We start from the raw sequence: 25081 nt of genomic DNA, 5'->3' as shown, positions 1-25081 counted from the left end.
CATGGATCCCCGCACCCGCGCCACCCGGGCCTATGCCGCGCTCGCCGCCGCGCCCGACACCCGCTCGCTCGCCTTCCGCGACGCCACCGAGGCCGACGTCCCCGCCCTGGTGGCCCTGGTCACCGCCGCCTACCGCGGCGACGCCAGCCGCGTCGGCTGGACCACCGAGGCGGACCTGCTCGACGGCGAACGCATCGATCCCGAGCTGCTGCGCGCCGACCTGCGCCGTCCGCGCAGCCGCGTGCTGCTGCTCGAGGACGTCCGTCCCGCCGGCGCCGCGGCGCTGCTGGCCTGCGCGCACGTGGCGGACGAGGGCGGCACGGGCTACTTCGGCATGTTCGCGGTCCGTCCCGACCTCCAGGACGCAGGACTCGGCCGCCGCGTGCTCGCCGAGGCGGAGCGCGTGGCCGTCGAGGCCTGGGGCCTGCGGACCATGCGCATGACGGTGATCGACGTCCGCCACGAACTCATCGCCTGGTACGAACGCCGCGGCTACCGGCGCACCGGCATCCGCAAGCCGTTCCCGTACGGCGACCTGCGCTTCGGCGTGCCGCGGCGCGACGACCTGCGCTTCGAGGTCCTGGAGAAGGCGCTGCCGGGGGCCGCCGCATGAGCGCGATGGAGGGCTGGGTGCCCGTGTGCGCCACCGGCGAGCTGCTGCCGGGCGAGATGCGCCAGGTCTGGGACGGCGGAACGCCCATCGTGGTGGTCAACCTGGACGGCGCGCTCTACGCGCTCGAGGACCGTTGCAGCCACGAGGACTACGAGCTGTCCACGGGGCGCGTGGATCCTGCCGAGGGCAGCATCGAGTGCATCGTCCACGGCGCGCGCTTCGACGTGCGCGACGGCCGCGCCCTGTGCGCCCCGGCCTACACCCCGGTGACCAAGTTCCCCGTGCGGGTCGAGGACGGCCGCATCTGGACCCGCGACGACCGTTAGCGTCGCCGGCGGGCCCACTGTCGGGATTGCGCCTCGTCGGTGTGGGAGCGGCTTCAGCCGCGACGCAGCGGCATCCGCGCACCGCCTGCGCACGCTACGCCGGCGGCGCCTCAGGACGCGAGCTGGAGCAGGCGCGTCGGCACCGCGTAATCGGCCGGCCCGAGCAGGTCCACGCCGCAGCGCAGCGCGCCCAGCCAGTCGAGGAAGGCGGGAATGGCCGGTCCCTCCAGGGGCAGGCCGTGCTGGGGGACGACCAGCACCGGGTCGATCCGCCGCACCATGTCCGCCCACAGCGCGCAGGCGCGGTGGCTCGCCATGTAGCGGCGGTGGAAGCCCTCCATCCGGTGCACGTGGGCGGCGAAGTCCCGCACCGGTGCGTAGGCCTCGCCGGTGGGCACCAGCGAGGAGCCGACGTCGCCCGAGAACAGGATGCGGCTGACCGGATCGTAGAAGCCGAAGTTGCCCACCGAGTGCAGGAAGTGCGCCGGCACGGCGACGAGCCCGCGCTCGCCGAAGGGGATCACGCCGCCGGCGTCCTCCAGCAGGAGGTAGCGGTCGCGGCCGGTGTTCTTCTGGTAGTGCGGGACGCTGTGGGGGACGAAGCGCCCCCACAGCTTCGAGCACACCACGGTCGCCGAGGTGTACATGAGCCAGCGGTCGACCGCGCCGATGATGTCGGGGTCCTGGTGCGAGGCGATGATGTAGGTGAGGTCGGTCGGCTGCACGTAGCGCGTCATCGCGAGCGAGAGCGGCGTGTACAGGAGCGCCCCGCCCGGATCGATCAGCGCCGACTGCGCACCGTGCTGGATCAGGAACTGGTTGGCCTGCACGCCGTCCTCGCCGCGCACCAGGTCGCTGAACACCACGCAGCGGTGGACGTCGTCGTCGTACAGCACGTTCGGCATGATCGGGATCCGCGGCAGCAGGGAGCCGGGAGTCTCCGTCCGCCCCGCATGGGCGGGCGTTGATCCAGATCATGGACGTACGGCCGCCGCCGGCGCGCCCGATGCTCAGCCGGGGACGGGCAGCGGCCGCAGGCGGACGATGGCGAGTTCGGCGCAGCCCTGCAGGACGAGCCCGCGCACCGGCCCCGCATCGCGCAGCAGGCTGTCGCCGGCGCGCAGGCGCGCGTGCTCGTCGCGCCCGCGCCACTCGGCCTGGCCCGCGAGCACGTGCACGGCGAGCAGGTCGTCCGGCTCGATCCACGGCGACAGCCCCTTCGCCAGGCCGACGCGCTCCATGGCGGCGGTGCACGCGCCGCCGTCCCACAGCAGGTTCAGGGCTTCGCAGGGGCCGTCCAGCAGGCGGCAGTCCGGTGCCGGCGCACCGGGATAGGCCAGGGCCGCCTCGCCGGGCAGCACGCGCCGTTCGGCCCCGTCGGGAAAGCGCAGGACGAAGCCGTTGCCGCGGCACAGCAGCTGCAGCCGCTGCAGTTCCGGAAAGGCGGAGAAGACGCCGTCCTGCACGATCTCGGCCCGCGACAGGCGCCATGCCGGGCTGCCGCGCCCGGCGCGCGCGATCTCCACGGTGGTTCCACCGCCGTTGCGCCAGCGCTGCGCGATGCCGTCGACCGCGCGGACGACGCGCAGGCCCATCAGCCGAGCAGCTCCGCCAGGGCGCGCGTGCTGGCGCGCAGGGCCTCGTCCCATGGCAGGCCGACGATGGGTCGCCCGCTCCTGGCGTCGTCGAAGGTCTCGCGCTGGCCCGGCCCGAGCAGGTGCCGGTAGTCCACCGTCAGCTCGTCGCCGGCGGCGAGGTCGCGCGCGGCGAAGACGAAGCCGAGGTGCCACAGTCCGGTGGGCGCGAAGTCGTGGTTGACGAAGCACTCGTCGGGCCAGTCGAGGCTGACGGTGTAGCGGTCCTCGAACCAGCGCACCGAGGCCGCGAGCGCGTCGGCCGCGTCCGTGCGCGCCGCGATCTCCGCCCAGGACCAGGTGCGGTCGATGGCGTCCGGCGCGATCACCACCGCGCCGCGCGGCACCGCCTCCTCGAGGAACAGCCCGCGCCCGGCGCCGGGGATGCGCGAAGCGTCGATGCGGTAGCGCGGCTTGATCATGCCGGAGACGGGAAAGGGACGATCCTCGATTCTAGAGCGAGAGTCCCCTTCCGAGGCGAACGTCGCGGCCGTCCTGGCGACACGGCGCCGCTGCGCCGCGGAACGCCGCCCGGCCGCACGTCCCTGTGCGGCACCGGGCGACGGGAGCGCGGATCAGTCGGCGGCAGGCCCGGCCGCCGCGCCGGCATCGGCGTCGGTCGGCGCACTGCCGAGGCTGATGAGGTCGCGGTTGCGGTCCACGGTGGCGAGGCCGATGCCCTTGATGGCGGCCAGCTGGTCGGCGCTGCGGAAGGGACCATGGGCCTCGCGATAGGCGACGATGTCGCGCGCCTTCGCCGGCCCGACGCCGACCAGCACCCGTTCGAGGGTCGCTGCGTCGGCACTGTTGATGTCGACCTTGTCGGCAGCCATGGCCGGCAGCGCGAACAGCGCGGCGAGCGCGAGGGCGTGGAACGCGGTGGCGAACTTGCTCATGCGGTGACTCCTGTCGTGGTTGGGGTGGATGCGCCGGCGTCCGGCCGGCAGGGCGCAGTCTGGCGTCCGCCGCCTGCGCCGTCGGCGGCAGGCGACGCGGCGGCCGGAGCGAAAGCCCGGGCACCGCGCGTACGAAAAGTCGCACCCGGGGCGGGCGTCGGCGGCCGAGGCCCTAGAATGGGCGATCCGCTTCGACAGGAACCGCCATGTCCCGCTCCGCAGACACCGCCCGCTTCAACCAGTTCGTCGCCGCCAAGTGGGACGAAGAACTGATCCCGGTGCTCTCCGAGTACATCGCCATCCCGTGCAAGTCCCCGATGTTCGACGCCGACTGGGCGAAGAACGGCCACCTCGACGCCGCCATCGACCTGGCCGCGCGCTGGGTCGACAGGCAGGGGATCGAGGGCCTCCGGATGGAGGTCGTGCGCCTCGAGGGCCGCACGCCTTTGCTCTTCATCGAGATCCCCGGCACCGACGGCGCCGACGGGGACGACTGCGTGCTGCTCTACGGCCACCTCGACAAGCAGCCCGAGGTCACCGGCTGGGACGACGGCAAGGGGCCGTGGACGCCGGTTCTGGAGAACGACAGGCTCTACGGCCGCGGCAGCGCCGACGACGGCTACGCGCTGTTCGGCTCGATCACCGCCCTGCTCGCCGTGCGCGAGCAGAAGCTGCCGCACGCCCGCTGCGTGCTCATGATCGAGACCTGCGAGGAGTCGGGCAGCTACGACCTCCCCTACTACATCGACCACCTGGCGCCGCGCATCGGCACGCCCTCGCTGGTGGTCTGCCTGGACTCCGGCTGCGGCAACTACGAGCAGCTCTGGCTGACCACCTCCCTGCGCGGCATGACCGGCGGCAACCTCCGCGTCGAGGTGCTGGAGGACGGCGTGCACTCGGGCGACGCCTCCGGCATCGTGCCGTCGAGCTTCCGCATCCTGCGCCAGCTGCTCTCGCGGCTGGAGGACGAGGCGACCGGGCGGGTCCTTCCCGACGTGCTGCATGCGGAGATTCCTCCCGCGCGCATCGAGCAGGCCCGGCTCGCGGCCGAGGTGCTCGGCGACGAGATCCACGCCAAGTTCCCGCTGGTCGAAGGCCTGCGCCCGATGGGCGAGGACAACGCCGAGCGCATCCTCAACCGCACCTGGCGCCCGGCGCTGTCCATCACCGGCGCCGACGGCCTGCCGCCGCTCGGCGGCGCGGGCAACGTGCTGCGCCCCTCGACCGCGGTGAAGCTGAGCCTGCGGCTGCCGCCGACCGTGGACGGCGCCACCGCCGGCAAGGCCGTGAGCGCGCTGCTGACGCAGGATCCGCCGTACGGCGCCCGGGTGACGCTGGATCTCGAGAAGGCCTCCTCCGGCTGGAACGCGCCCGAGGCCCCGGCGTGGCTGAGCCAGGCGCTGGAGGACGCCTCGCAGGCCGCCTTCGGCAAGCCGCCGGTCTACATCGGCGAGGGCGGCAGCATTCCGCTGATGGCCCTGCTCGGGGAGAAGTTCCCCGCGGCGCAGTTCGTCATCACCGGCGTGCTCGGCCCGCACTCGAACGCGCACGGGCCCAACGAGTTCCTGCACATCCCGATGGTCAAGCGCGTCACCGCGTGCATGGCGCTGGTGCTCGCGCGCCACTACGAGAACCGCCCGGGCACGGCTGCGCGCGCGGCCTGACCGCCCGCCACGGCGAACCGGCGCGCTTCACCGACCCGTGATGCGCGCCGCCGAGAATGCGAGGCGCCGGAACCGCCGGCGCCACCTGGAGACGCGGCATGCAGGGCATTTTCGGTAGCGACAGCATCCTGTACATCATCCTGATCGGCTTCATCGCCGGCCTCGTCGCCCGCGCGCTGAAGCCGGGCAAGGACGCGATGGGCTGGATCATGACCATCGTGCTGGGCATCGTCGGCGCGCTCGCCGCCACCTTCATCGGCCGCGCGATCGGCTGGTACGGCCCCGACGAAGCCGCCGGCTTCATCGCCGCCGTCATCGGCGCCATCGTGCTGCTGGTGCTGTGGGGGATGTTCAGCGGGCGGAAGAGGCGCTGAGGGGGCGGGTGAAGCGGGTGGGGTGAAGCGGGAATCGGGAATGGAGAATCGGAGGGCGTGGCTCCGCCTTCCCGTTCCCTCTTCCCGATTCCCGCTTCATCCTTCCCGCCTCACCCCCGCCCATACACATCCTCGAACCGGACGATGTCGTCCTCGCCGAGGTAGCTGCCGGACTGCACCTCGATCAGTTCGAGCGGCAGCTTGCCGGGGTTCTCGAGCCGGTGGGTGACGCCGAGGGGGATGTAGGTGCTCTGGTTCTCGGAGAGCAGCAGCACCTCGTCGCCGCGGGTCACGCGGGCGGTGCCGCTGACGACGATCCAATGCTCGGCGCGATGGTGGTGCATCTGCAGGCTGAGGGTGCCGCCCGGCTTCACCGTGATGCGCTTGACCTGGAAGCGCTCGCCGGCGTCGATGGAATCGTAGGCGCCCCAGGGCCGGTAGACCTTGCGGTGCCAGGTCGCGTGCGCGCGGCCGGCGTCCTTGAGCCGCGCGACCACGTCCTTGACCCGCTGCACGTGGTCGCGGTGCGCCACCAGCACCGCGTCGGGGGTGTCGACCACCACCACGCCCTCCAGGCCGATGGTCGCCACCAGCTTCTCCGCGTGCACCAGGGTGTCGCGGCAGTCGATGCTGACCACGTCGCCATGGTGGGCGTTGCCGTCCGCGTCGCGCGGGCTGGCCGCCCACAGCGCCGACCACGAGCCCACGTCGCTCCAGCCGGCGTCCAGCGGCAGCACGGCGGCGTCGCGGGTCTTCTCCATGACCGCGTAGTCGATGGAGTCCGCCGGACAGGCCGCGAAGGCCTCGGCGTCCACGCGCACGAAATCGATGTCGCGCGCCGCGCGCGCCATCGCCTCGCGACAGGCGGCGAGGATGTCCGGCCGATGCTGCGCAAGCGCGTCGAGATAACGCTGCGCACGGAACAGGAACATGCCGCTGTTCCAGTAGTAGCCGCCCTCGTCCAGCCAGGCCTGGGCGGTGGCTGCGTCCGGCTTCTCGACGAAGCGCTCGACCGTGCGCACCGCGCCTGCGCGCGGCGCGCCGGCACGGATGTAGCCGTAGCCGGTCTCCGGCGCGGTGGGCACGACGCCGAAGGTCAGCAGCGCGCCCGCCTCGGCGGCGGGCCGCGCCTCCGCGACCGCGCGGCGGAAGGCCCCGGCGTCGTGGACGACGTGGTCCGACGGCAGCACCAGCAGCAACGGGTCGCCGCCGTCGGCGCTGGCCTGGAGGGCGGCGAGCGCGATGGCCGGAGCGGTGTTGCGCCCGACCGGCTCCAGCAGGATGGCCTCGGCGCCGGCATCGACCTGGCGCAGCTGCTCGGCGGCGAGGAAGCGGTGCGCCTCGTTCGCCACCACCAGCGGCGGCGCCTCGGCCAGGGGCGCGACCCGCAGCCAGGTGTCCTGCAGCATCGAACGCTCGCCCACCAGCGGCAGGAACTGCTTGGGATAGGCCTCGCGCGACAGCGGCCACAGGCGGGTGCCGGCGCCCCCGGAAAGCAGGACCGGACGCAGGGGATGGGACGAGGCTGAAGACATACGCAACGCTCTGGCGGTGGACGGTCGCACACGCGCTCGCCGCGCACGCGGCGCGAGTTTACCCTGTCGCCCCCACCCTGCCGCAGGCCGCCCTCCATGCCCCAAACCGCCCGCGCCGATGCACGCCTCGCCTGGACCCGGGGCGTGCTCGCGGACCCGTCGGCCATCCTGGAACGCGCATCCACCGATGCCGGTTTCCGCAGCTACTGGCGGGTCCACAGCGGCGGCACGAGCTGGATCGTGATGGACGCTCCGCCCGCGCTGGAGGACGTGGCGCCATGGCTCGCCGTCGCGCAGCTGCTGCGCGACGGCGGCGTGCACGTGCCGCAGGTCCACGCGCGCGACACCGGACAGGGCTTCCTGCTGCTGGGCGACATGGGCCGCCGGACCTACCTGGACGTGCTCGACGCCGACAACGCCGACGTCCTGTTCGACGACGCCATCGCCGCACTGATCGCGCTGCAGTCGATCGCACCGCCGGCCACGCTGCCGCGCTACGACCGCGCCCTGCTCGAACGCGAGCTCGCGCTGTTCCCCGACTGGTTCCTCGCACGCCACCTCGGGGTGTCGATGACGGCGGCGCAGCGCGACGCCTGGGATGCGCTCCGCGCCGTCCTGGTCGACGCAGCGCTCGCCCAGCCGCAGGTCCTGGTGCACCGCGACTACATGCCGCGCAACCTGATGCACTGCGAGCCCAACCCGGGCGTCCTCGACTTCCAGGACGCCGTGGTCGGCCCGATCGCCTACGACCCGGTGTGCCTGTTCCGCGACGCCTTCCTGAGCTGGCCGGTCGCGCGCGTGGACGCCTGGCTCGCGCGCTACCACGGGCTGGCGCACGCCGCCGGGTTGCCGGTGCCGTCGCTGGAACGCTTCCGCGAGGACGCCGACCTGACCGGCGCGCAGCGCCACCTCAAGGTGCTGGGCATCTTCGCGCGCCTGCACCATCGCGACGGCAAGCCGAAGTACCTCGCCGACGCGCCGCGCTTCCTGCGCTACCTGCTCGAGGCGGCGGCGCGCCGGCCTGCGCTGGCGCCGCTCGCCCCGCTGCTCGACGAACTGGTGCTGCCGCGCCTGGCGCCCGCACCGGCGGCATGAAGGCGCTGGTCCTCGCCGCGGGCAAGGGCGAGCGCATGCGCCCCCTCACCCTGCACACGCCGAAGCCGCTGCTCCCCGTGGGCGGCAGGCCGCTGATCGTCTGGCACCTGGAGAAGCTGGCGCGGCTCGGCATCGTGGAGGTCGCGATCAACACCGCCTGGCTGGCGCCGCGCCTGCGCGGGGCGCTGGGCGACGGCAGCGCGTGGGGGCTGCGCATCGCCTGGGCCGACGAAGGCGAGGAGCCGCTGGAGACCGGCGGCGCCCTGCTCAACGCCCTCCCGCTGCTCGGCGAGTCACCCTTCCTGCTCGTCAACGGCGACGTCTGGACCGACTTCGACTTCGGCACCCTCCCGCGCGAGCCGGACGGACTCGCGCACCTGGTGCTGGTGGACCGCCCGGCCTATGCCGCGCGCGGGGACTTCGCCCTGGATCGGGACGGCCGCGTGCGCGAGGCCGCCACGCCGCCGCTGACCTATGCCGGGCTGGGCGTGTACCGGCCGGAGATCCTGCAGGACTGGCGGAGGCACGTGCCGGCCGACCCGGGGACGCGCAGGACGCCGCCGCGCTTCCCGCTCGCGCCGCTCCTGCGCGCGCACATGGCCGACGGCCGGATCGCCGGTACGCACCATCGCGGCCGATGGACCGACGTCGGCACCCCGGAGCGCCTCGCGGCGCTGGACGCGGCGCTGGGCGGCAGCGGGTGAGCCCGCGCCGCGTCCTTCGGGACGCGGTGCGCGGACCGTCGGCGGCACGGAGCCGTTCTCGCGGGCGCCGCCTTCACGCCCCTCCCGACGGGCGAGGCCGCCCCAGCCGTCAGTCCTTCAGCAGGCCGCGCAGGAAGGCCACCGTCGGCCGCCGGCGCGCCGCCAGCGACTCGCGGTCGAGCCGGTCGAGCAAGGCGCCGAGCGAGGCCAGGTCGCGGCCGACGTGGGTCAGCAGCCAGTCGATGACCGCATCGTCGAGCTGCAGGCCGCGCGCGTCCGCGCGCCGACGCAGCACCGCGCGCCGGCCGCCGTCGTCCAGCGGCTGCAGGGGCACCCGGGTGCACTGGCCCAGGCGCGAGCGCAGGTCGGGCAGCTCGAGCGCCAGCGCGTTCGGCGCGCCCCGCGCCCCGTAGAGCAGCGTGGCGCCCGCGGCACGGGCACGGTTGTGGAAGTCGAACAGGGCGACCTCCGCCGCGCGCCGCCCGGCGACCGCGTCCAGGTCGTCCAGGGCGACGAGGTCGGCCGCCTCCTGGGCGGCCAGGGCCTCGGCGACGTGCGGACCGAGCGCGGCCAGCGGCAGATAGACCGCCTGCCGTCCCGCGCCGTCGGCGGCCGCGCAGGCCGCCAGCAGCAGATGGGTCTTGCCGCTGCCGGGTGCGCCCTCGAGATAGAGCCAGTCCGCGGCGGCGCCGGCGGCGACCGCCCGCACCAGGGGCAGCGCGACGCCGGCGGGATCGTGGAAGCCCTCGAAGCGCTGGTCCGGCGGGAAGCGCAGCGAGAGGGGAAGCTGTGGCGTGTTCAATCGTGGGGGGTCCTGCCCTCGTCGGGGAGGACGATGCGGCCCGGGCCCTCGTCGGGCCTCCGGACCAGCATGCCGCCGCCGTAGAGTTCGCTCTCGGTGTAGCGCTGGTAGAAGTGGCGGAGCACGACCATGGTCACCGCGGTCACCGGCAGCGCGACCAGCACGCCGATGAAGCCGAAGAGCTGGCCGAAGGCCATGACCGCGAAGATGACCGCGACCGGATGCAGCCCGATGCGGTCGCCGACCAGGCGCGGGGTCAGCACGTAGCTCTCCGCGAGCTGGACGACGGTGTAGACCAGCGCCACCAGCAGCAGGTGCTGCCAGTCGCCGTACTGCACCAGCGCCGCCACCGCGCCGAGCACGAAGCCGAGGATCGCGCCCAGGTAGGGCACGAAACTGGTGAGCCCGGTGATGAGGCCGATGATCAGCGCCATGTCGATGCCGATCAGCCACAGGCCCAGGGCATAGAGCGCGCCCAGCGCGAACATCACCGCGAGCTGGCCGCGGATGAAGCCGCCCAGCACGGTGTCGGACTCGCGCGCCAGGCGCACCACCGTGCCCTCGATCGAGCGCGGCAGCATCTCGCGCAGCTTGGTCATCATGACGTCCCAGTCCCGCAGGAAGTAGAACGTCACCACCGGGATCAGCACCAGGTTGACCGTCCACAGCACCACCGTCATGCCCGAGCGCGACACGGTGCCGAGGATGGTCGCGGCCACGCCGCCCGCCTGCCGCCAGTGTTCCTGCAGCATCTCCACCGCGTGCGAGGCGTCGACGTACTGGCCGAACTCGATGTTGAGCCGCGCCTCCAGCCAGGGCACGGCCGTGCCCATGAACCAGTCGCGGTAGCGCGGGAAGGCCTCGATCATGCGCATCACCTCGCGCTCCAGCAGTGGCAGCACGAGCAGCAGGATCAGCGCCAGGACGAGCAGCATCAGCGCGTAGACCAGCACCACGCCGGTCGTGCGCGAGCGCCCGCGGGCCTCGATGCGGTCGACGAACGGATCGCCCAGCCAGGCCAGCAGCGCCGCCACGATGAAGGGCGTGAGCACGGGCCCGAGCAACCAGATCAGGAAGCCGAGGGCCGCGGCAAGCGCCAGCATCTGCCAGCGACGGGTGTCGGAAGGAGTCATGGGGGTGGGATCCGTACGAATCTCAAGGACCGGTGCGCGCCCTGCGCGACCAGCGTACGACGTAATCGAGCCCGGCCGCGACGGTCAGCGCCGCCACCACCCAGATGCCCGCGGCCACCGGCGCGGCGACCTCGACGTCCAGGGCGAGCCCGGCCAGGGCGCCCAGCACCAGGGCCAGCTGCGCGAAGGTCGCCAGCTTGCCCAGCGCGCTCGGCGCGATCTCCAGCGGCCCGCGCCGCAACCGCCAGGCGACCGCCCCGACCAGCAGCACCAGGTCGCGCAGGAAGGTGAGCGCCGCGAGCCAGCCGGGCAGTACCCCGCCCAGCCACAGGCCGACGAACAGGGCGTTGACCAGCAGCTTGTCGGCCGCCGGGTCGAGCAGCGCCCCCAGCCGCGTGCGCCAGCCGCAGCGGCGCGCCAGAAGGCCGTCGAGCGCATCGGAGGCTGCTGCCAGCAGCGTCAGCCACAGCGCCGCCATGTGCGCCTGCGTGGCGAGCAGCCACACGATGGCCGGCGTCGCCGCCATCCGCGCGAGGGTGATGGCGTTGGGTACCCAGCGGCCGGGCACCGTCGCCGTGTTCATGGCCGCAGCAGGAACACCGGCCCGGCGCCGCCCGGCATGGACGTCAGCACGTCGCCCGAGGCCACGAGGTTCTCGAAGCCCACCAGACCGCTGGCGAGGTCGAGGGTCAGCCGCAGGCGGCCGCCGCCGGCCTCGGCCTCCGGCACGATCGACCGCACCACCGCCAGGCTCTGCAGATAGCCCATGAGCCGCAGGTAGTCGTCGCTGCCGTGCACGCCCTCGACCGTCACCACGACCGTCTCCGGCGTGCCCGCGACCGCCTCGACCGCGAAGCGGCGCGCCATCGCGTCCGCGGCGCCGTCGGCGCCCGCCGCCATGGCCTGGCGCGCGTCGGCCTCCTCGCTGGTCCAGCGTTCGAGCACCTCGCCGTCCACCACCAGCGCCCACTGGGCGGTCCAGCCGCCGGCGCCCCGGTAGAGCTTGCCCAGCAGGGCCGGCTCCCGCCCGGCGGCGGCGCGCGGCTGGAGCTCCCAGACCGGATCCACGTCCACCGCCCCGTCGCGCGGCAGCTGGAAGGCGAGGCCGCGCTCGGCGCCGCGCGTGCTCAACGGGCGCACCACGTTGACCTGCTGGGCATTGACCACGCGCGCGCCCCGGCCGTCGTCGATGGCCAGCAGCAGGGTCACCGGCGGCCGGGGGGCCGGCCAGGTGGGCAGTCCCGCGGCACCGACCAGCGCGTCGACGCCGCTGCGGTCGAAGCGCACCACCAGGGTCTGCCGGTAGGACGGCGCGCCGCCCGGCGTGGTGTCGGTGTCCTGGCGGTAGCTGTGCGAACGCTCCAGCGCCTGCGCCGAGCGCAACTGGCGCGCGACCAGCGGATGCCGGGGCGCCTCGGAATCGCCAGTCAGCTTGACCACGACCTGCGCGAGCGCGCGCGCGGTGGCGGCCGCGCGCTCCCCGTCGCCGCGCCCGGTCACCGGGACCTCGCCCGTGTACAGATCGGCGGCGGCATCCTGGGCCACGGCCGGCGCCAGGCCGATGCAGAGGCCCATGAGCAGGAGGACGCGGAGGATCGGGCGGGTCATTGGCGGGGTCTCGGTGAATGGAGCGAAGGCGCCGCATGGTGCCGCAGGGCCCCGTGGCCGTCCAACGTCGGCGCTGCGACCGGCGGGGCGCCTGCTAGAATTGGCGGCTCCCCGCCGCCGGTACCCAGCGTGAGCCAGACCCCATCCTCGTTGAGCTATCGCGATGCCGGCGTCGACATCGACGCGGGCAACGCCCTCGTCGAACGCATCAAGCCGATGGTCAGGCGCACCCTGCGCCCGGAGGTGCTGGGCGGGCTGGGCGGCTTCGGCGGCCTGTTCGCGCTGGGCGACCGCTTCCGCGACCCGGTCCTGGTCTCGGGCACCGACGGCGTCGGCACCAAGCTCAAGCTCGCACAGACCCTCGGCCGCCACGACACCATCGGCATCGACCTCGTCGGCATGTGCGTCAACGACGTCCTGGTGCAGGGCGCCGAGCCGCTGTTCTTCCTGGACTACTTCGCCACCGGCAAGCTCGACGTGGACACCGCGGCCGCCGTGGTCGGCGGCATCGCGCGCGGCTGCGAGCTGGCCGGCTGCGCACTGATCGGCGGCGAGACCGCCGAGATGCCGGACATGTACCCGCCGGGCGAGTACGACCTCGCCGGCTTCACCGTCGGCGCGGTGGAGCGCGAGCGCCTGCTGGACGGCGCGGCGGTGCGCGAGGGCGACCTGCTGCTGGGCCTGCCCTCCAGCGGCCCCCACTCCAACGGCTACTCCCTGATCCGGCGCATCCTCGAGCGCGCCGGCGATCCGCTCGACCTCGACCTCGACGGCGTGCGTCTCGCCGACGCGCTGATGGCGCCGACCACGATCTACGTCAGGCCCATCCTCGCCCTGCTGGAAAGCCACGGCGCCGCGCTGCACGCGATGGCGCACATCACCGGCGGCGGGCTCACCGAGAACATCGTGCGCGTGGTGCCGGAGGACCTCGGCGTCGAGATCGACGCGACCGCCCTGCCGCGTCCCGCCGTGTTCGACTGGCTGCAGCGCGAGGGCAACGTCGCCCAGACCGAGATGTGGCGCACCTTCAACTGCGGCATCGGCTTCGTGCTGGTGGTACCGGCCGAGGCCGTCGCCGCGGTGCGCGCCGCACTGGCGGAGCACCGGCTCGACGCGCTCGAGATCGGCCGGATCGGCCGCGCCGGGGGCGGGACGCGCGTCCGCATCGGCTGATGCGCATCGCGGTACTGGCCTCGGGCCGCGGCAGCAACCTCCGGGCCCTGCTCGACGCGCGCGCCGCGGGACGGCTGGACGCGGCCTTCGTCGGGACATTCTCCGACCGCCCCGGCGCCGGTGCGCTGGAGATCGCGCGCGCTGCGGGAATCCCGGCGCACGCCCTGCCGCCCCGCGCCTACGCGGATCGCGCCGCGCACGATGAAGCGCTGTTCAGCGCCGTCGCCGATGTTCAGCCCGATCTCATCGTGTGTGCGGGATACATGCGCCTCATCGGCGACGCCGCCGTCGCCCGTTTCGCAGGCCGCATGATCAACATCCATCCCTCGCTTCTCCCGGCCTATCGGGGGCTGCACACCCACCAGCGCGCGCTCGACGACCGCGTGCCGGTGCACGGTGCGAGCGTGCACTACGTGACCGCGGCGCTCGACGGCGGCCCGGTGATCGCGCAGGCCGAGGTCGCGGTACGGGCGGACGACGACGCGGAGCGCCTGGCCGCGCGCGTGCTCGCCCGCGAGCACCGCCTGCTGCCGGCCTGCGTGGCGCTGATCGCCGACGGCCGGCTGCGCCAGCTCGACGACGCGGTGGCGCTGGACGGCACCCGCCTCACGCGCCCGCTGCGCCTGGGCGACGACGATCGCCTGCACTGACGCACGCCCCCGGTTCCACAGGAGTCCGCCATGGTCCGCCTCGCCCTGCTGCTCGGCCTCGCCGCCCTCGCCCCCGCCGCCGCCCAGGCCAGCGGCCCCGCGCCCTACGAGGCGCGCTACGAAGTGCTGCGCAACGGCAGCGTGCTCGGCGAGGCCCAGGTGACCCTGCGCCAGACCGGCAGCGACACCTGGGAACTGAGCTCGCACACCCGCGGTACCCAGGGATTGGCCGCCGTGGCCGGCGCCGACATCACCGAACGCTCCACCTTCCGCTGGAGCGGCCGCGGCCCCGAGACCACCGGCTACCGCTACACGCAGAAGGTGGCCTTCAACAGCCGCGAGCGCAGCCTCGAGGTCGATCCCGCCGCCGGCCGGATCGTCAGCCGCGACCGCCGCGACGAGCACGTGCTGCCCTACACGCAGGGCGTCCTCGACCGCCAGATCGTGCCGGTGGCGCTCGCCCGCGACCTCGCCGCCGGGCGCCAGGAGGTCGAGTACCCGGTGGCCGACCGCCGCGAAGTGGAGACGCAGCGCTTCCGCGCCACCGGCAGCGAGCGGGTCGAGGTCCCGGCCGGCAGCGTCGACGCGACCCGCGTCGAGCGCGTCCGCGATCCGGGCGCCGGGCGCAGCACCACCATCTGGCTCGACCCCGCCCGCGACTACCTCCCCGTGCGCAGCGTCCAGCGCGAGCGCGACGGCGAGACCATCGAGATGCGGCTGGTGGGGGTTGAGAGGTAGCGGTCGCTGAGCAGGAGCGGGAATCGGGAATCGAAGACCGGACGATCCGAGGAACAGGCACTTCGACTGAGGGCCGCGTGCGGCGGGCACCCATCGAGACCCGCAGGTCCCGATTCCCACTTCCCCCTTCCCGCTTTACCCCTTACCGCACCACCCGCCTGATCCGCGCCCCCAGCATCCCCAGCTTCTCCTCGATGTTCTCGTAGCCGCGGTCGATGTGGTAGACGCGGTCGACGCTGGTGTCGCCCTGGGCGACGAGGCCGGCGAGCACGAGGGAGGCGGATGCGCGGAGGTCGGTGGCCATCAGCGGGGCGCCGCTCATGCGCTCGACGCCGCGGATGATGGCGGTGTTGCCCTCGACCTGGATGTCGGCGCCGAGCCGCTGCAGCTCGTGCACGTGCATGTAGCGGTTCTCGAACACCGTCTCGGTGATCACGCCGACGCCCTCGGCGACGGTGTTGAGCGCCATGAACTGCGCCTGCATGTCCGTCGGGAAGGCCGGGTAGGGCGCGGTGGTGAGGCTGACCGCCTTCGGGCGGCGTCCCTGCATGTCCACGGTGATGCTGTCCGCGTCGCTGGAGATGTGCGCGCCGGCCTCCTCGAGCTTGACCAGCACGGCGTCGAGCGAGTCGGCGCGGGTCCGGTGCGCGGTCACGCGGCCGCCGGTCATGGCGCCGGCGACCAGGAAGGTGCCGGTCTCGATGCGGTCCGGCAGCACGTCGTAGGTGCCGCCGGCCAGGCGCTCGACGCCCTCGATCACGATGCGGTTGGTCCCGGCGCCCTCGACCTTCGCGCCCATGGCGTTGAGGCAGTCGGCCAGGTCGACGACCTCGGGCTCCATGGCACAGTTCTCGAGCACGGTGGTGCCCTGGGCCAGGGCCGCCGCCATCATCACGTTCTCGGTGCCGGTGACCGTCACCAGGTCGAACACGAAGCGCGTGCCGCGCAGGCGCCGCGCACGCGCCTTGATGAAGCCGCCCTCGACCGCGATCTCCGCGCCCAGCGCCTGCAGGCCGCGGATGTGCTGGTCCACCGGACGGGTGCCGATCGCGCAGCCGCCGGGCAGCGACACCTCGGCCTCGCCGAAGCGCGCCACCAGCGGCCCCAGCACCAGGATGGAGGCGCGCATGGTCTTGACCAGGTCGTAGGGTGCGACGCGGCTGTCGACCCGGCGCGGGTCGGCGGTGATGCGCAGGTGGTCGCCGACGGTCAACTGCACGCCCATGCGGCCGAGCAGCTCCATCATCGTGGTGACGTCGTAGAGGTTCGGGACGTTGCCGATCTCCATCGGCCCGTCGGCCAGCAGGGTCGCGGCCAGGATCGGCAGCACGGCGTTCTTGGCACCGGAGATCTGCACGTCCCCGCTGAGGGGCGTGCCGCCGGTGATCTGGATCTTGGCCATCGGTGTCCTTGTGTCCGCGCCGGCGGCGTCAGCCGGCGCGCGCGGCTTCTTCGGGCGTGAGCGTCTTCAGCGCCAGCGCGTGGATGTCGGTGCCCATCTGGTCGCCGAGCGTGGCGTAGACCATGCGATGACGCGCCAGCGGGAGCTTGCCGGCGAAGGCCTCGGCGACCACGGTCGCCTCGAAATGCACGCCGTCCTCGCCCTGGACCTGCGCGCGGGCGCCGGGCAGGCCGGCTTCGATCATCTGGCGGATGGTGTCGGCGTTCATGCGGGAGCGGGTCTCGGGCGCCGCGGCGCGGGAAGGCGCCGGGTAGAATCACGGCCCGACATCTTAATCCCTACGCCCCGGCACCGGAATGCCCGACCTCGCAACCGCCGCTCCCACGCCCTCCACCGCCCCCGCCGACGACGCACTGATCGACAGCGCACGGCGCGTCATCGCCATCGAGACCCGCGCGCTGGACGCGCTGGACGCCCGCATCGACGGCAGCTTCGGCGACGCCTGCCGGCTGATGCTGGGCGCGCGCGGCCGGGTCGTGCTGCTGGGGCTGGGCAAGTCCGGCCACGTCGCGCGGAAGATCGCCGCCACCCTCGCCTCGACGGGCACGCCCGCGTTCTTCGTGCACGCGGGCGAGGCGAGCCACGGCGACCTCGGCATGATCGCCGAGCAGGACGTGGTGCTCGCGCTGTCGAACTCGGGCGAGACCGAGGAGCTGCTCACCGTCATTCCGCTGATCAAGCGCCAGGGCAACGCCCTGATCGCCATGACCGGCCGGCCGCAGTCGACGCTCGCGCGGCTGGCCGACGTCCACCTGGACGCCAGCGTGCCCGAGGAGGCCTGCCCGCTGAACCTGGCGCCCACCGCCAGCACGACCACCGCCCTGGTCCTGGGCGATGCGCTGGCGGTCGCCCTGCTGGAGGCGCGCGGCTTCACCGCGGACGACTTCGCGCGCTCGCATCCGGCCGGCGCGCTGGGCCGCCGGCTGCTGCTGCGCATCGCCGACGTCATGCACGACGGCGACACCGTGCCGCGGGTCCCCGCCGACGCGACGCTCGGCGAGGTCATCGCCGAGATGAGCCGCGGCCGGCTGGGCATGACCGCGGTGGTGGATGCGGAGCGCCGCCTGGTCGGCATCTTCACCGACGGCGACCTGCGTCGCCTGCTCAAGGACGTCCAGGTCGACCTCCGCGCCACGCCGGTGGCCGAGGTCATGACGCGCTCGCCCCGCACCATCGGCGCGGAGCGGCTGGCGGTGGAGGCGGCCCGCCTGATGGAGGAGTTCAAGATCAACGCGCTGGTGGTGGTGGACGAGGCGCGGCAGGTGGTCGGCGCGCTCAACGTGCACGACCTGCTGCGCGCGCGCGTGGTCTGACGCCGATGCGGCGGCTCGGCCTTTCCGACCTGGACCCCGCGCTGCGCGCCCGCGCCGCGGGCATCCGCGTGGCGGTCTTCGACGTCGACGGGACCCTGACCGACGGCCGGCTGTACTACGCGCCCGACGGCAGCGAACTCAAGGTGTTCCACGTGCACGACGGCCACGGCCTCAAGGCGCTGCGCAACGCGGGCATCGAGGTGGCGCTGTGCAGCGCCCGCCGGGTGGCCGCGGTGGACGCGCGCGCCCGCGACCTCGGCATCGGGCACGTCCACCAGGGCATCGGCGACAAGCGCGCGGCGGTGGACGCGCTGTGCGCGGAGCTGGGCGTGCCGCCGTCGGCGATGCTGTTCATGGGCGACGACCTCGCCGACCTGCCCGCCATGCGCGTGGCCGGGCTGGCGGTCGCGCCGGCGAACGCGCACCCGGAGGTCCTCGCCGAAGCGCACCTGGTGACGCGACTGGGCGGCGGCGCCGGGGCCGCGCGCGAGATCGCCGACCTGCTGCTCGCGGCCCGGGACGGCGCGGGATGAGCCCGGCCGCCCGGCGCATCGCCACCCTCGTCCTGTTCGTGCTGGCGGTGGCGACCGGCACCCTCGCCTGGCTGCTCCGGCCGCAGCCGCAGCCGCCGGAGTTCATCGGGCCGATGCGCTCGGACTACACCCTGGGCGACTACACCCTGATCGCGCTGGACGAGACCGGGCAGGAGTCGTTCTCCGTCACCGGCCCGCAGCTCGACCGCGACCCCCACACCGGCACCTTCACGCTGGACAAGCCATTCTTCAGCTTCCCGCAGGCCGAGGGCGGCGCGTGGGAGGCCCGTGCCGAGGACGCCTGGATCAGCGCCGACGGCGGCGAGGTCCGCCTGACCCGCGAGGTCGAGATCCTCGGCGCGCCGCGCGAGGACCAGGCCCGCATGCGCATCGAGAGCGAACGGATGACCGTGTTCCCGCGCGAGGAGCGCGCCACCAGCGACACGCTGGTGACCGTCACCGACCGCGGCTCTACCATGTCCGGCCACGGCATGGCCGTCGACCTGGCCACGCGCCACCTGCAACTCCACTCCCGGAGCCGTATCCGCTATGTGCCGACACCTCGCTAGCCTGAGCCTCGCGCTGCTCCTGACCGCCGCGGCCGCCGACGCGCTGGCGCGCTCCGAGGACCGCAACCAGCCGCTGGAACTGGACGCAGAGACCACCGACGGCTTCCTCACCGACGACGGCCAGACGACCTTCTCCGGCAACGTGGTCGCCACCCAGGGCACCCTGCACATCCGCGCGGACCAGGCGGTGGTGACCATGCGCAACGGCGACATCGTGCGCGTGGTGCTCACCGGGAACCCGGCGCGCATGCGCCAGGAGGACGACCAGGGCCAGCCGATGGACGCGCGCGCGCGCCGGGTCGACTACGACCTCTCGACCGACCAGATCGTGTTCACCGGCGGCGTCGAGATCGAGCAGCCGCGCGGCAGCCTGCGCGGCGAGCGGGTGTTCTACGACATGGCCACCTCGCGCGTGAACGCCGGCCAGTCCGGCGAGCGCGTGCGCATGGTCATCCAGCCGCGCACGGCGCAGGGCAACTGATGCTGGTCGCCACGGGCCTGCGCAAGCGCTACAAGCAGCGCGAGGTCGTCAAGGAGTTCGGCCTGACCCTGGACGCCGGCGAGGTGGTGGGCCTGCTCGGCCCCAACGGCGCCGGCAAGACGACCTGCTTCTACATGATCGTCGGGCTGGTGGCGGCGGACGCCGGCTCCATCGTGCTCGACGGCCACGACATCACCGGGCTGCCGATGCATGCCCGCGCCCAGCGCGGCCTCGGCTACCTGCCCCAGGAGCCGTCGGTGTTCCGGCGCATGACCGTCGCCGACAACGTGCGCGCGGTGCTGGAGCTGCGCCGCGACCTGGGTTCCCGCGAGGCGCGCGAGCGCGAACTGTCCGCCCTGCTCGAGGAGCTGCAGGTCTCGCACGTGGCCGAGCAGCTCGGCGCGAGCCTCTCGGGCGGCGAGCGGCGCCGCGTCGAGATCGCCCGCGCCCTGGCCGCGCGCCCGCGCATGATGCTGCTGGACGAGCCCTTCGCCGGCGTCGACCCCATCTCGGTGGGCGAGATCCAGAGGATCGTGCGCCACCTCAAGGCGCGCGGGATCGGCGTCCTCATCACCGACCACAACGTCCGCGAGACGCTCGGCATCTGCGACCGCGCCTACATCCTGAGCGGCGGCGGCGTCCTCGCCCAGGGCACGCCGGAGACCGTGCTCGCCAACGAGGACGTGCGCCGCGTCTACCTCGGCGAGAGCTTCCGCCTGTAGCGCCACGTCCCGCCGTGCTGGCCTTGCCGTCCGCAACGGCTATCCTTGCATCGTGCTGAAAGCGAGCCTCCAGACCCGCCTCGGGCAGCAGCTGACCCTGACGCCCCAGTTGCGGCAGGCCATCCGGCTCCTGCAGCTGTCGGCCGTGGAGCTGGAAGCCGAACTCAACGCCGCGCTGGAGAGCAATCCCATGCTCGAGCGGCCCGAGGACGCCGAGCCCGACCCCGCGCCCGCGGCCGCCGACGACGTCCGCACCGCCGAGCCGGCCGACGCCGCGCCGGAGCCCGAGACCGAGCCCCCGCTCGACTACGAACCGGAATGGAGCGAGCCGACCGAGCCGGCGCGCGGCCAGCGGGAGGACGGGGACGACTTCGACGGCGGCGGCGTCGCGCCCGACAGCCTGCACGACCATCTGCTCTGGCAGCTGCACCTCTCCGCGCTCTCCCCGCGCGACCGGGTCATCGGCGCCGCGCTGATCGAGGCCATCGGCGACGACGGCTACCTGGCCGAGCCGGTCGAGGCGATCCGCGCCGGCCTGCTGCCGGAGATCGACGCGAGCCCCGAGGAGATGTGCGCCGTGCTGTGCACCGTGCAGCACTTCGATCCCGTCGGCGTCGGCGCGCGCGACCTCGCCGACTGCCTGCGCATCCAGCTCGGCGTGCTCGCGCCGGACACCCCGGGGCTGGCGCTGGCGCGGACCCTCGTGCAGGGCCACCTGGAGGCGCTCGCGCGGCACGGCGCCGAGCGGCTGGCCGCGACCCTCGGCGTGCCCGCCGGGGAGATGACCACCGCCGTGGCCCTGGTCCGCAGCCTCGACCCACGCCCCGGCGCGCAGGTCAGCCCGCTGGCGCCGGAGTACGTCGCCCCCGACTGCGTCGCCTACCGCCAGGGCGGCGTGTGGCGCGTCGCGCTCGCCTCGGGGCAGCAGCCGCGCCTGGGCATCAACCGGCACTACGAGCGGCTCATCGCCACGACCGCGCGCGAGGACGCCAGCTATCTGCGCGGCCAGCTCCAGGAGGCGCGCTGGCTCATCAAGAGCCTGGAGACGCGCGCCGACACCCTGCTGCGGGTCGCGCGCTGCATCGTCCGCCAGCAGGCCGGCTTCCTCGATCATGGCCCCGAGGCGATGCGCCCGCTGACCCTGCGCGAGGTGGCGGAGGAGGTCGGCCTGCACGAGTCCACCGTCTCGCGCGCCACCACGCGCAAATACCTGCTGACGCCGCGCGGCACCTTCGAGTTCAAGCACTTCTTCGCCTCGGGCATCGCCACCGACAGCGGCGGCGCCGCGTCGAGCACGGCCATTCAGGCCATGATCCGCAAGCTGGTCGAGGCCGAGAACCCGCGCCGCCCGCTCTCGGACGCGCGCATGGCCGACGAGCTCAAGCGCGCCGGCATCCCGGTGGCACGGCGTACGGTGGCAAAATACCGGGAGGCGCTGAACATCCCGGCGTCCAGCGAACGCCAGCGCCTGCAGTAGGCGCCGGCGTCACCGCGGCGCCTGTATCGCTACGAAACCCCACGCGAGTAAGGAGGACAGCCATGCGGATCGACCTCACCGGCCACCAGATCGACCTCACTCCGGCGCTGCGCGACTACGTCGAGACCAAGCTCGACAAGCTGGCGCGCCACTTCGACCACCACCTCGAGGCGCGCGTGGTGCTCTCGGTGGAGAAGGTCGAGCACAAGGCCGAGGCGACCCTGCTGGCCGCGGGCCGGACCCTGCATGCGGACGCGACCGAGGAGAACATGTACGCGGCCATCGACGTCCTGCTCGACAAGCTCGACCGGCTGGTGCTCAAGCACAAGGAGAAGCTGACCGACCACCATCGCGGCGAGTCCGCCGCGCGTTCCGCCGACTTCGGCTAGCACTGCTCCGACCATGCCCCTTGCCCGACTGCTGAGCGCCGCGCGCATCGACTGCGCCAGCGCGCCCGACAAGTCCGCCGCCCTGGTGCGGCTGGCCGCCCTGCTGGAACCCGCCGTGGAGCGCCGCGGCCGCGTACTGCAGGCCCTGCTGGCACGGGAGCGCATCGGCAGTACCGCGCTGGGGCACGGTGTCGCGGTGCCGCATGCGCGGCTGGAGGACGACGGCGGCCGCGTGTGCGCCGCCTTCCTGCGCCTGTCCACGCCCATCGACTTCGGCGCCCCCGACGGGGCGCCGGTGGACCTGCTGCTGGCGCTCAGCATGCCGCAGCACTGCAGCGAGCACCTGCAACTGCTGGCCGAGGTGAGCGAGCGGCTCGGCGATCCGGCACTGCGCGAGGCCCTGCGCGCCGCACCGGACACCGCCGCGGTCCTGCGCCTGCTCCGGACCCGCGACGCCGCGGCGCACGGCTGACCATGCCCGGCGCCCGCATCACCGCCCTCGAGCTCTTCGACCAGCTCCGCGAACGCCTCCTGCTGAAGTGGGGCGCCGGGCAGCGCGGCGAGACGCGCGTGCTCGAAGCCGCGGAGACGGTCTCGCGCCGGCCGTCGCTGGCCGGCTACCTCAACGTCATCTACCCCAACAAGGTGCAGATCCTCGGGACCGAGGAGCTCACCTGGCTGGACTCCCTGGACTCGCGCCAGCGCTGGGAGACGATCGAGAAGATCATCCAGTTCCGCCCGCTCGCGATCGTCATCAGCAAGAACCAGGCCTGCCCCAGCGACCTGCAGATCGCTGCGGAGGAGTCGGACACGCCGCTGTGGCTGTCGCCGCGGCGCGGGCACGAGCTGTTCAACCACATCCAGTACCACCTGGCCCGCACGCTGGCGCCCCGGATCACGCTGCACGGGGTGTTCATGGAGATCTACTCCATCGGCGTGCTGATCACCGGCGACTCCGGCTCCGGCAAGAGCGAGCTGGCGCTGGAACTGATCACCCGCGGTCACCGCCTGGTGGCGGACGACGCGCCCGAGTTCACCCAGATCGCGCCGGACGTGCTCGACGGCACCTGCCCCGACCTGCTGCAGGATCTGCTCGAGGTCCGCGGCCTGGGCGTGCTCAACATCCGCGAGATGTTCGGCGACACGGCGGTGAAGCGGAACAAGTACCTGCGCCTCATCGTGCACCTGGGCAAGCCGATCGACGTGTCGACCGACGGCATCGAGCGCCTCACCGGCGACAGCAGCAGCCGCCACGTCCTCGACCTCGACGTGCCCCGCATCACCCTGCCGGTCATGGCCGGCCGCAACCTCGCGGTGCTGACCGAGGCCGCCGTGCGCGTGCACCTGCTGCGCAGCAAGGGCATCGACCCGGCCGCGGCCTTCATGGCGCGCCACACCCACTTTCTGCAACGCAGCGGCAGCTAGGGCGTGGCATGCCCCAGCAGCCGAACGCGACGCAGACGCCGACGCGCGGAAGCCCGCTCCGCCGGCGCCCCGCAGACCCATCCCGTTCCTGACGTGCGTGACGCCCGACGATGTCCGACTCCCCGAATTCCGATACCCGCCCCACCCTGATCGTGGTCAGCGGCCTGTCCGGCGCCGGCAAGTCGGTGGCGCTCAACACGCTGGAGGATCTCGACCTCTACGTCGCCGACAACCTGCCGGTCGCCCTGCTGCCGGACTTCGTGCGCTCCCTCGGCGACGATGCCCGCACCCGCGGCGGCGTCGCGGTGGGCGTGGACGTGCGCAACCGCGGCTCGGGCACCCTCCACGACATCGGCGAGATCCTGAGCGGCATCGGCGCGGCCGGCTACGACCATCGGCTGGCCTTCTTCGAGGCCTCGGACGCGGTGCTCCTGCGCCGCTACTCCGAGACCCGCCGCCGGCACCCGCTGAGCCACATCGGACTGCCGCTGGCGGACGCGGTCGCCCTGGAGCGCCAGCTCCTGCGCCCCATCCGGGCGATCGCCGACTACGTCATCGACACCACCGACCTCAACGTCCACCAGTTGCGGCGGCGGGTCATGACCGAGGTCAGCCTGCGCCGCCGCCCGGGGCTGTCGCTGCTGTTCGAATCCTTCGCCTACCGCCACGGCGTGCCGGCCGACGCCGACTTCGTGTTCGACGCCCGCTGCCTGCCCAATCCGCACTGGGACGCGCGCCTGCGCCCCCTGTCCGGCCGCGACGCGGCGGTGCGCGAGCACCTCGACGCCGACCCGCTGGTCCAGGCCTTCCTCGACAACGTCACCGCCTTCGTCGACGCCTGGCTGCCGCACTTCGAGTCGCAGACCCGCAGCTACCTGACCATCGCCGTCGGCTGCACCGGCGGGCGCCACCGCTCGGTCTACCTCGCCGAGGCGCTGGTACGGCACATGCGCGACAACGGCCGCGAGGACGCCGTCGCCTACCACCGGGAACTCGACTGAGGGCTCCGCCGACACGCGGGAGCCGCACGTGCATCTGCTAACCTCCCGCGCATGGCAGTCGGCATCCTCCTCGTCACCCATGAAGGCATCGGCCGCGCGTTGCTCGCGGTCAGCGAACGCCTGCTCGGACGCCTCCCGCTCCGGGTCGAGGCGGTCGAGATCCCCTTCGACGCGGACGCGGACAGCTGCCTCCCCGGCGCCAGCGGCGCGCTCCGACGGGTGGACGAGGGCGACGGCGTCCTCATCCTGAGCGACGTCTACGGCGCGACGCCCAGCCGGGTCGCGGCCAAGGTCGCGCAGCTCGGCACGCCCGCGCAGCGCATCTCCGGCCTCGGCCTGCCGATGCTGCTGCGTACCCTCAACTATCCAGAGACCGGCCTCGAGGAGCTCGCGCGCATCGCCGCCGCGGGCGCGAGGACGGGAGTGATCCAGAATGACGCCTGAGCCGAGCCCCGTCCCCGTTCCTGCCCACCATGCCCGGGAGGTCCGCCGTGGTTGAGCGGGAGGTCAGCGTCGTCAACCGGCTCGGGCTGCACGCCCGCGCCGCCGCGCGCCTGGTGCAGCTGCTGTCCAAGTACAAGTCCGACGCCGCCATCAGCGCCAAGGGGCGCACGGTGAACGGCAAGAGCATCATGGGCGTGATGCTGCTGGCCGCGGGCCAGGGCAGCACCGTCACCCTGCGCCTGGAAGGCGAGGACGAGACCGAGGCCCTGGACGCCGCCGCCGACCTGTTCGCGCGCGGTTTCGACGAGGAGGGCTGATGC

The 25081-nt window shown here is 73.4% G+C and carries 32 protein-coding genes; 21 read left to right on the top strand and 11 right to left on the bottom strand.

All coding sequences use genetic code 11. The annotated features are described in order from the left end of the window. Position 1: 1 nt before the first annotated feature. On the top strand, positions 2-613 hold the full coding sequence (locus ACFO3Q_RS06635) for a GNAT family N-acetyltransferase (RefSeq protein ID WP_377003856.1): 612 nt from the start codon (positions 2-4) through the stop codon (positions 611-613). Between the two features lie 5 nt (positions 614-618). Further along, positions 619-939, top strand: coding sequence for a non-heme iron oxygenase ferredoxin subunit (locus tag ACFO3Q_RS06630; protein ID WP_377003957.1), 321 nt, complete (start codon positions 619-621; stop codon positions 937-939). 110 nt (positions 940-1049) lie between these two features. On the opposite strand, the gene ACFO3Q_RS06625 is transcribed toward ACFO3Q_RS06630, so the two are convergent. From ACFO3Q_RS06625 to ACFO3Q_RS06610, 4 genes are all read right to left on the bottom strand, one after another. After that, positions 1050-1844: an oxygen-binding di-iron domain-containing protein gene (locus ACFO3Q_RS06625; RefSeq protein ID WP_377003855.1), complete on the bottom strand. Its 795-nt coding sequence runs from the start codon at positions 1842-1844 to the stop codon at positions 1050-1052. Positions 1845-1949: 105 nt separating this feature from the next. Continuing rightward, the gene (locus ACFO3Q_RS06620; RefSeq protein ID WP_377003854.1) at positions 1950-2534 is read right to left on the bottom strand and encodes a HutD/Ves family protein; all 585 of its coding nucleotides are present in this window, start codon (positions 2532-2534) and stop codon (positions 1950-1952) included. Then, the gene (locus ACFO3Q_RS06615; protein WP_377003853.1) at positions 2534-2995 is read right to left on the bottom strand and encodes an SET domain-containing protein-lysine N-methyltransferase; all 462 of its coding nucleotides are present in this window, start codon (positions 2993-2995) and stop codon (positions 2534-2536) included. Before ACFO3Q_RS06615 ends, ACFO3Q_RS06620 begins: the two co-directional genes overlap by 1 nt. Positions 2996-3148: 153 nt before the next feature. Continuing rightward, positions 3149-3469, bottom strand: a complete 321-nt coding sequence (locus ACFO3Q_RS06610; RefSeq protein WP_377003852.1) for a ComEA family DNA-binding protein — start codon at positions 3467-3469, stop codon at positions 3149-3151. 206 nt (positions 3470-3675) lie between these two features. Between ACFO3Q_RS06610 and ACFO3Q_RS06605 the strand changes: the two genes are divergently transcribed. Both ACFO3Q_RS06605 and ACFO3Q_RS06600 read left to right on the top strand, forming a co-directional pair. Then, entirely contained in the window at positions 3676-5133 is a 1458-nt protein-coding gene (locus tag ACFO3Q_RS06605; RefSeq protein ID WP_377003851.1) for a M20 family metallopeptidase, read from the top strand. Between the two features lie 98 nt (positions 5134-5231). After that, positions 5232-5507 (top strand): GlsB/YeaQ/YmgE family stress response membrane protein, encoded by a 276-nt coding sequence (locus ACFO3Q_RS06600; RefSeq protein WP_377003850.1) that lies wholly within the window; start codon positions 5232-5234, stop codon positions 5505-5507. A gap of 110 nt (positions 5508-5617) precedes the next feature. On the opposite strand, the gene ACFO3Q_RS06595 is transcribed toward ACFO3Q_RS06600, so the two are convergent. Continuing rightward, positions 5618-7042, bottom strand: a complete 1425-nt coding sequence (locus ACFO3Q_RS06595) for a mannose-1-phosphate guanylyltransferase/mannose-6-phosphate isomerase (RefSeq protein ID WP_377003849.1) — start codon at positions 7040-7042, stop codon at positions 5618-5620. A gap of 96 nt (positions 7043-7138) precedes the next feature. Between ACFO3Q_RS06595 and ACFO3Q_RS06590 the strand changes: the two genes are divergently transcribed. Next, a complete protein-coding gene (locus tag ACFO3Q_RS06590) occupies positions 7139-8137 on the top strand; it encodes an aminoglycoside phosphotransferase family protein (RefSeq protein ID WP_377003848.1) in 999 nt (332 codons plus the stop codon). Further along, on the top strand, positions 8134-8841 hold the full coding sequence (murU, locus tag ACFO3Q_RS06585; RefSeq protein ID WP_377003847.1) for an N-acetylmuramate alpha-1-phosphate uridylyltransferase MurU: 708 nt from the start codon (positions 8134-8136) through the stop codon (positions 8839-8841). Before ACFO3Q_RS06590 ends, murU begins: the two co-directional genes overlap by 4 nt. Positions 8842-8950: 109 nt before the next feature. Here murU and hda read toward each other — a convergent pair whose 3' ends face one another. From hda to ACFO3Q_RS06565, 4 genes are read right to left on the bottom strand one after another with little or no spacing between them, the layout of a single operon-like run. Beyond that, the gene (hda, locus tag ACFO3Q_RS06580) at positions 8951-9643 is read right to left on the bottom strand and encodes a DnaA regulatory inactivator Hda (protein WP_377003846.1); all 693 of its coding nucleotides are present in this window, start codon (positions 9641-9643) and stop codon (positions 8951-8953) included. Next, a complete protein-coding gene (locus tag ACFO3Q_RS06575; RefSeq protein ID WP_377003845.1) occupies positions 9640-10776 on the bottom strand; it encodes an AI-2E family transporter in 1137 nt (378 codons plus the stop codon). Before ACFO3Q_RS06575 ends, hda begins: the two co-directional genes overlap by 4 nt. 22 nt (positions 10777-10798) lie before the next feature. After that, entirely contained in the window at positions 10799-11359 is a 561-nt protein-coding gene (locus ACFO3Q_RS06570; protein ID WP_377003844.1) for a CDP-alcohol phosphatidyltransferase family protein, read from the bottom strand. Then, entirely contained in the window at positions 11356-12384 is a 1029-nt protein-coding gene (locus ACFO3Q_RS06565) for a DUF2066 domain-containing protein (RefSeq protein ID WP_377003843.1), read from the bottom strand. The genes ACFO3Q_RS06570 and ACFO3Q_RS06565 overlap by 4 nt, the downstream gene beginning before the upstream one ends. Positions 12385-12483: 99 nt before the next feature. Here ACFO3Q_RS06565 and purM point away from each other — a divergent pair, with 99 nt between their 5' ends. Genes purM through ACFO3Q_RS06550 form a run of 3 tightly spaced genes read left to right on the top strand, consistent with a single transcriptional unit; the run spans position 12484 to position 14945 of the window. Continuing rightward, positions 12484-13557, top strand: a complete 1074-nt coding sequence (purM, locus tag ACFO3Q_RS06560) for a phosphoribosylformylglycinamidine cyclo-ligase (protein ID WP_377003956.1) — start codon at positions 12484-12486, stop codon at positions 13555-13557. Next, complete coding sequence (purN, locus tag ACFO3Q_RS06555; RefSeq protein WP_377003842.1) at positions 13557-14207, top strand: phosphoribosylglycinamide formyltransferase; 651 nt, start codon at positions 13557-13559, stop codon at positions 14205-14207. Before purM ends, purN begins: the two co-directional genes overlap by 1 nt. Before the next feature lie 30 nt (positions 14208-14237). Further along, the gene (locus ACFO3Q_RS06550) at positions 14238-14945 is read left to right on the top strand and encodes a DUF3108 domain-containing protein (RefSeq protein WP_377003841.1); all 708 of its coding nucleotides are present in this window, start codon (positions 14238-14240) and stop codon (positions 14943-14945) included. 142 nt (positions 14946-15087) lie between these two features. Here the strand turns inward: ACFO3Q_RS06550 and murA are convergent, their stop codons facing one another. Continuing rightward, positions 15088-16347, bottom strand: coding sequence for a UDP-N-acetylglucosamine 1-carboxyvinyltransferase (gene murA / locus ACFO3Q_RS06545; RefSeq protein ID WP_377003840.1), 1260 nt, complete (start codon positions 16345-16347; stop codon positions 15088-15090). A gap of 28 nt (positions 16348-16375) precedes the next feature. Then, a complete protein-coding gene (locus ACFO3Q_RS06540; protein ID WP_377003839.1) occupies positions 16376-16615 on the bottom strand; it encodes a BolA family protein in 240 nt (79 codons plus the stop codon). Between the two features lie 88 nt (positions 16616-16703). Here ACFO3Q_RS06540 and ACFO3Q_RS06535 point away from each other — a divergent pair, with 88 nt between their 5' ends. The 12 genes from ACFO3Q_RS06535 to ACFO3Q_RS06480 all read left to right on the top strand — a co-directional run bounded on the left by ACFO3Q_RS06535 (position 16704) and on the right by ACFO3Q_RS06480 (position 25078). Then, positions 16704-17720 carry a KpsF/GutQ family sugar-phosphate isomerase gene (locus ACFO3Q_RS06535; protein WP_377003838.1) on the top strand — a complete coding sequence of 339 codons (1017 nt, stop codon included), beginning with the start codon at positions 16704-16706 and terminating at the stop codon, positions 17718-17720. Positions 17721-17725: 5 nt separating this feature from the next. Then, entirely contained in the window at positions 17726-18253 is a 528-nt protein-coding gene (locus ACFO3Q_RS06530) for a KdsC family phosphatase (RefSeq protein ID WP_377003837.1), read from the top strand. After that, on the top strand, positions 18250-18822 hold the full coding sequence (lptC, locus tag ACFO3Q_RS06525; protein WP_377003836.1) for an LPS export ABC transporter periplasmic protein LptC: 573 nt from the start codon (positions 18250-18252) through the stop codon (positions 18820-18822). The genes ACFO3Q_RS06530 and lptC overlap by 4 nt, the downstream gene beginning before the upstream one ends. Beyond that, a complete protein-coding gene (lptA, locus tag ACFO3Q_RS06520) occupies positions 18803-19303 on the top strand; it encodes a lipopolysaccharide transport periplasmic protein LptA (protein ID WP_377003835.1) in 501 nt (166 codons plus the stop codon). The genes lptC and lptA overlap by 20 nt, the downstream gene beginning before the upstream one ends. Then, a complete protein-coding gene (gene lptB / locus ACFO3Q_RS06515) occupies positions 19303-20025 on the top strand; it encodes an LPS export ABC transporter ATP-binding protein (RefSeq protein WP_377003834.1) in 723 nt (240 codons plus the stop codon). The genes lptA and lptB overlap by 1 nt, the downstream gene beginning before the upstream one ends. Positions 20026-20080: 55 nt before the next feature. Then, a complete protein-coding gene (locus ACFO3Q_RS06510; RefSeq protein ID WP_377003955.1) occupies positions 20081-21502 on the top strand; it encodes an RNA polymerase factor sigma-54 in 1422 nt (473 codons plus the stop codon). A 62-nt stretch (positions 21503-21564) separates the two neighbouring features. Next, positions 21565-21891: a ribosome hibernation-promoting factor, HPF/YfiA family gene (hpf, locus tag ACFO3Q_RS06505; protein ID WP_377003833.1), complete on the top strand. Its 327-nt coding sequence runs from the start codon at positions 21565-21567 to the stop codon at positions 21889-21891. A gap of 13 nt (positions 21892-21904) precedes the next feature. Beyond that, on the top strand, positions 21905-22363 hold the full coding sequence (locus ACFO3Q_RS06500; protein ID WP_377003832.1) for a PTS sugar transporter subunit IIA: 459 nt from the start codon (positions 21905-21907) through the stop codon (positions 22361-22363). Between the two features lie 2 nt (positions 22364-22365). Beyond that, a complete protein-coding gene (gene hprK / locus ACFO3Q_RS06495; RefSeq protein ID WP_377003831.1) occupies positions 22366-23316 on the top strand; it encodes an HPr(Ser) kinase/phosphatase in 951 nt (316 codons plus the stop codon). Between the two features lie 110 nt (positions 23317-23426). Then, on the top strand, positions 23427-24317 hold the full coding sequence (rapZ, locus tag ACFO3Q_RS06490) for an RNase adapter RapZ (RefSeq protein ID WP_377003830.1): 891 nt from the start codon (positions 23427-23429) through the stop codon (positions 24315-24317). Between the two features lie 51 nt (positions 24318-24368). After that, positions 24369-24761: a PTS sugar transporter subunit IIA gene (locus ACFO3Q_RS06485; protein WP_377003829.1), complete on the top strand. Its 393-nt coding sequence runs from the start codon at positions 24369-24371 to the stop codon at positions 24759-24761. Positions 24762-24808: 47 nt separating this feature from the next. Beyond that, positions 24809-25078 (top strand): HPr family phosphocarrier protein, encoded by a 270-nt coding sequence (locus tag ACFO3Q_RS06480; protein ID WP_377003828.1) that lies wholly within the window; start codon positions 24809-24811, stop codon positions 25076-25078. Positions 25079-25081 lie beyond the last annotated feature (3 nt).

Source organism: Coralloluteibacterium thermophilum (genome assembly GCF_042654365.1).
In the GTDB taxonomy this organism is placed as follows: Bacteria; Pseudomonadota; Gammaproteobacteria; order Xanthomonadales; family Xanthomonadaceae; genus Coralloluteibacterium; species Coralloluteibacterium thermophilum.
This window is presented reverse-complemented; position numbering and strand designations above follow the sequence as displayed.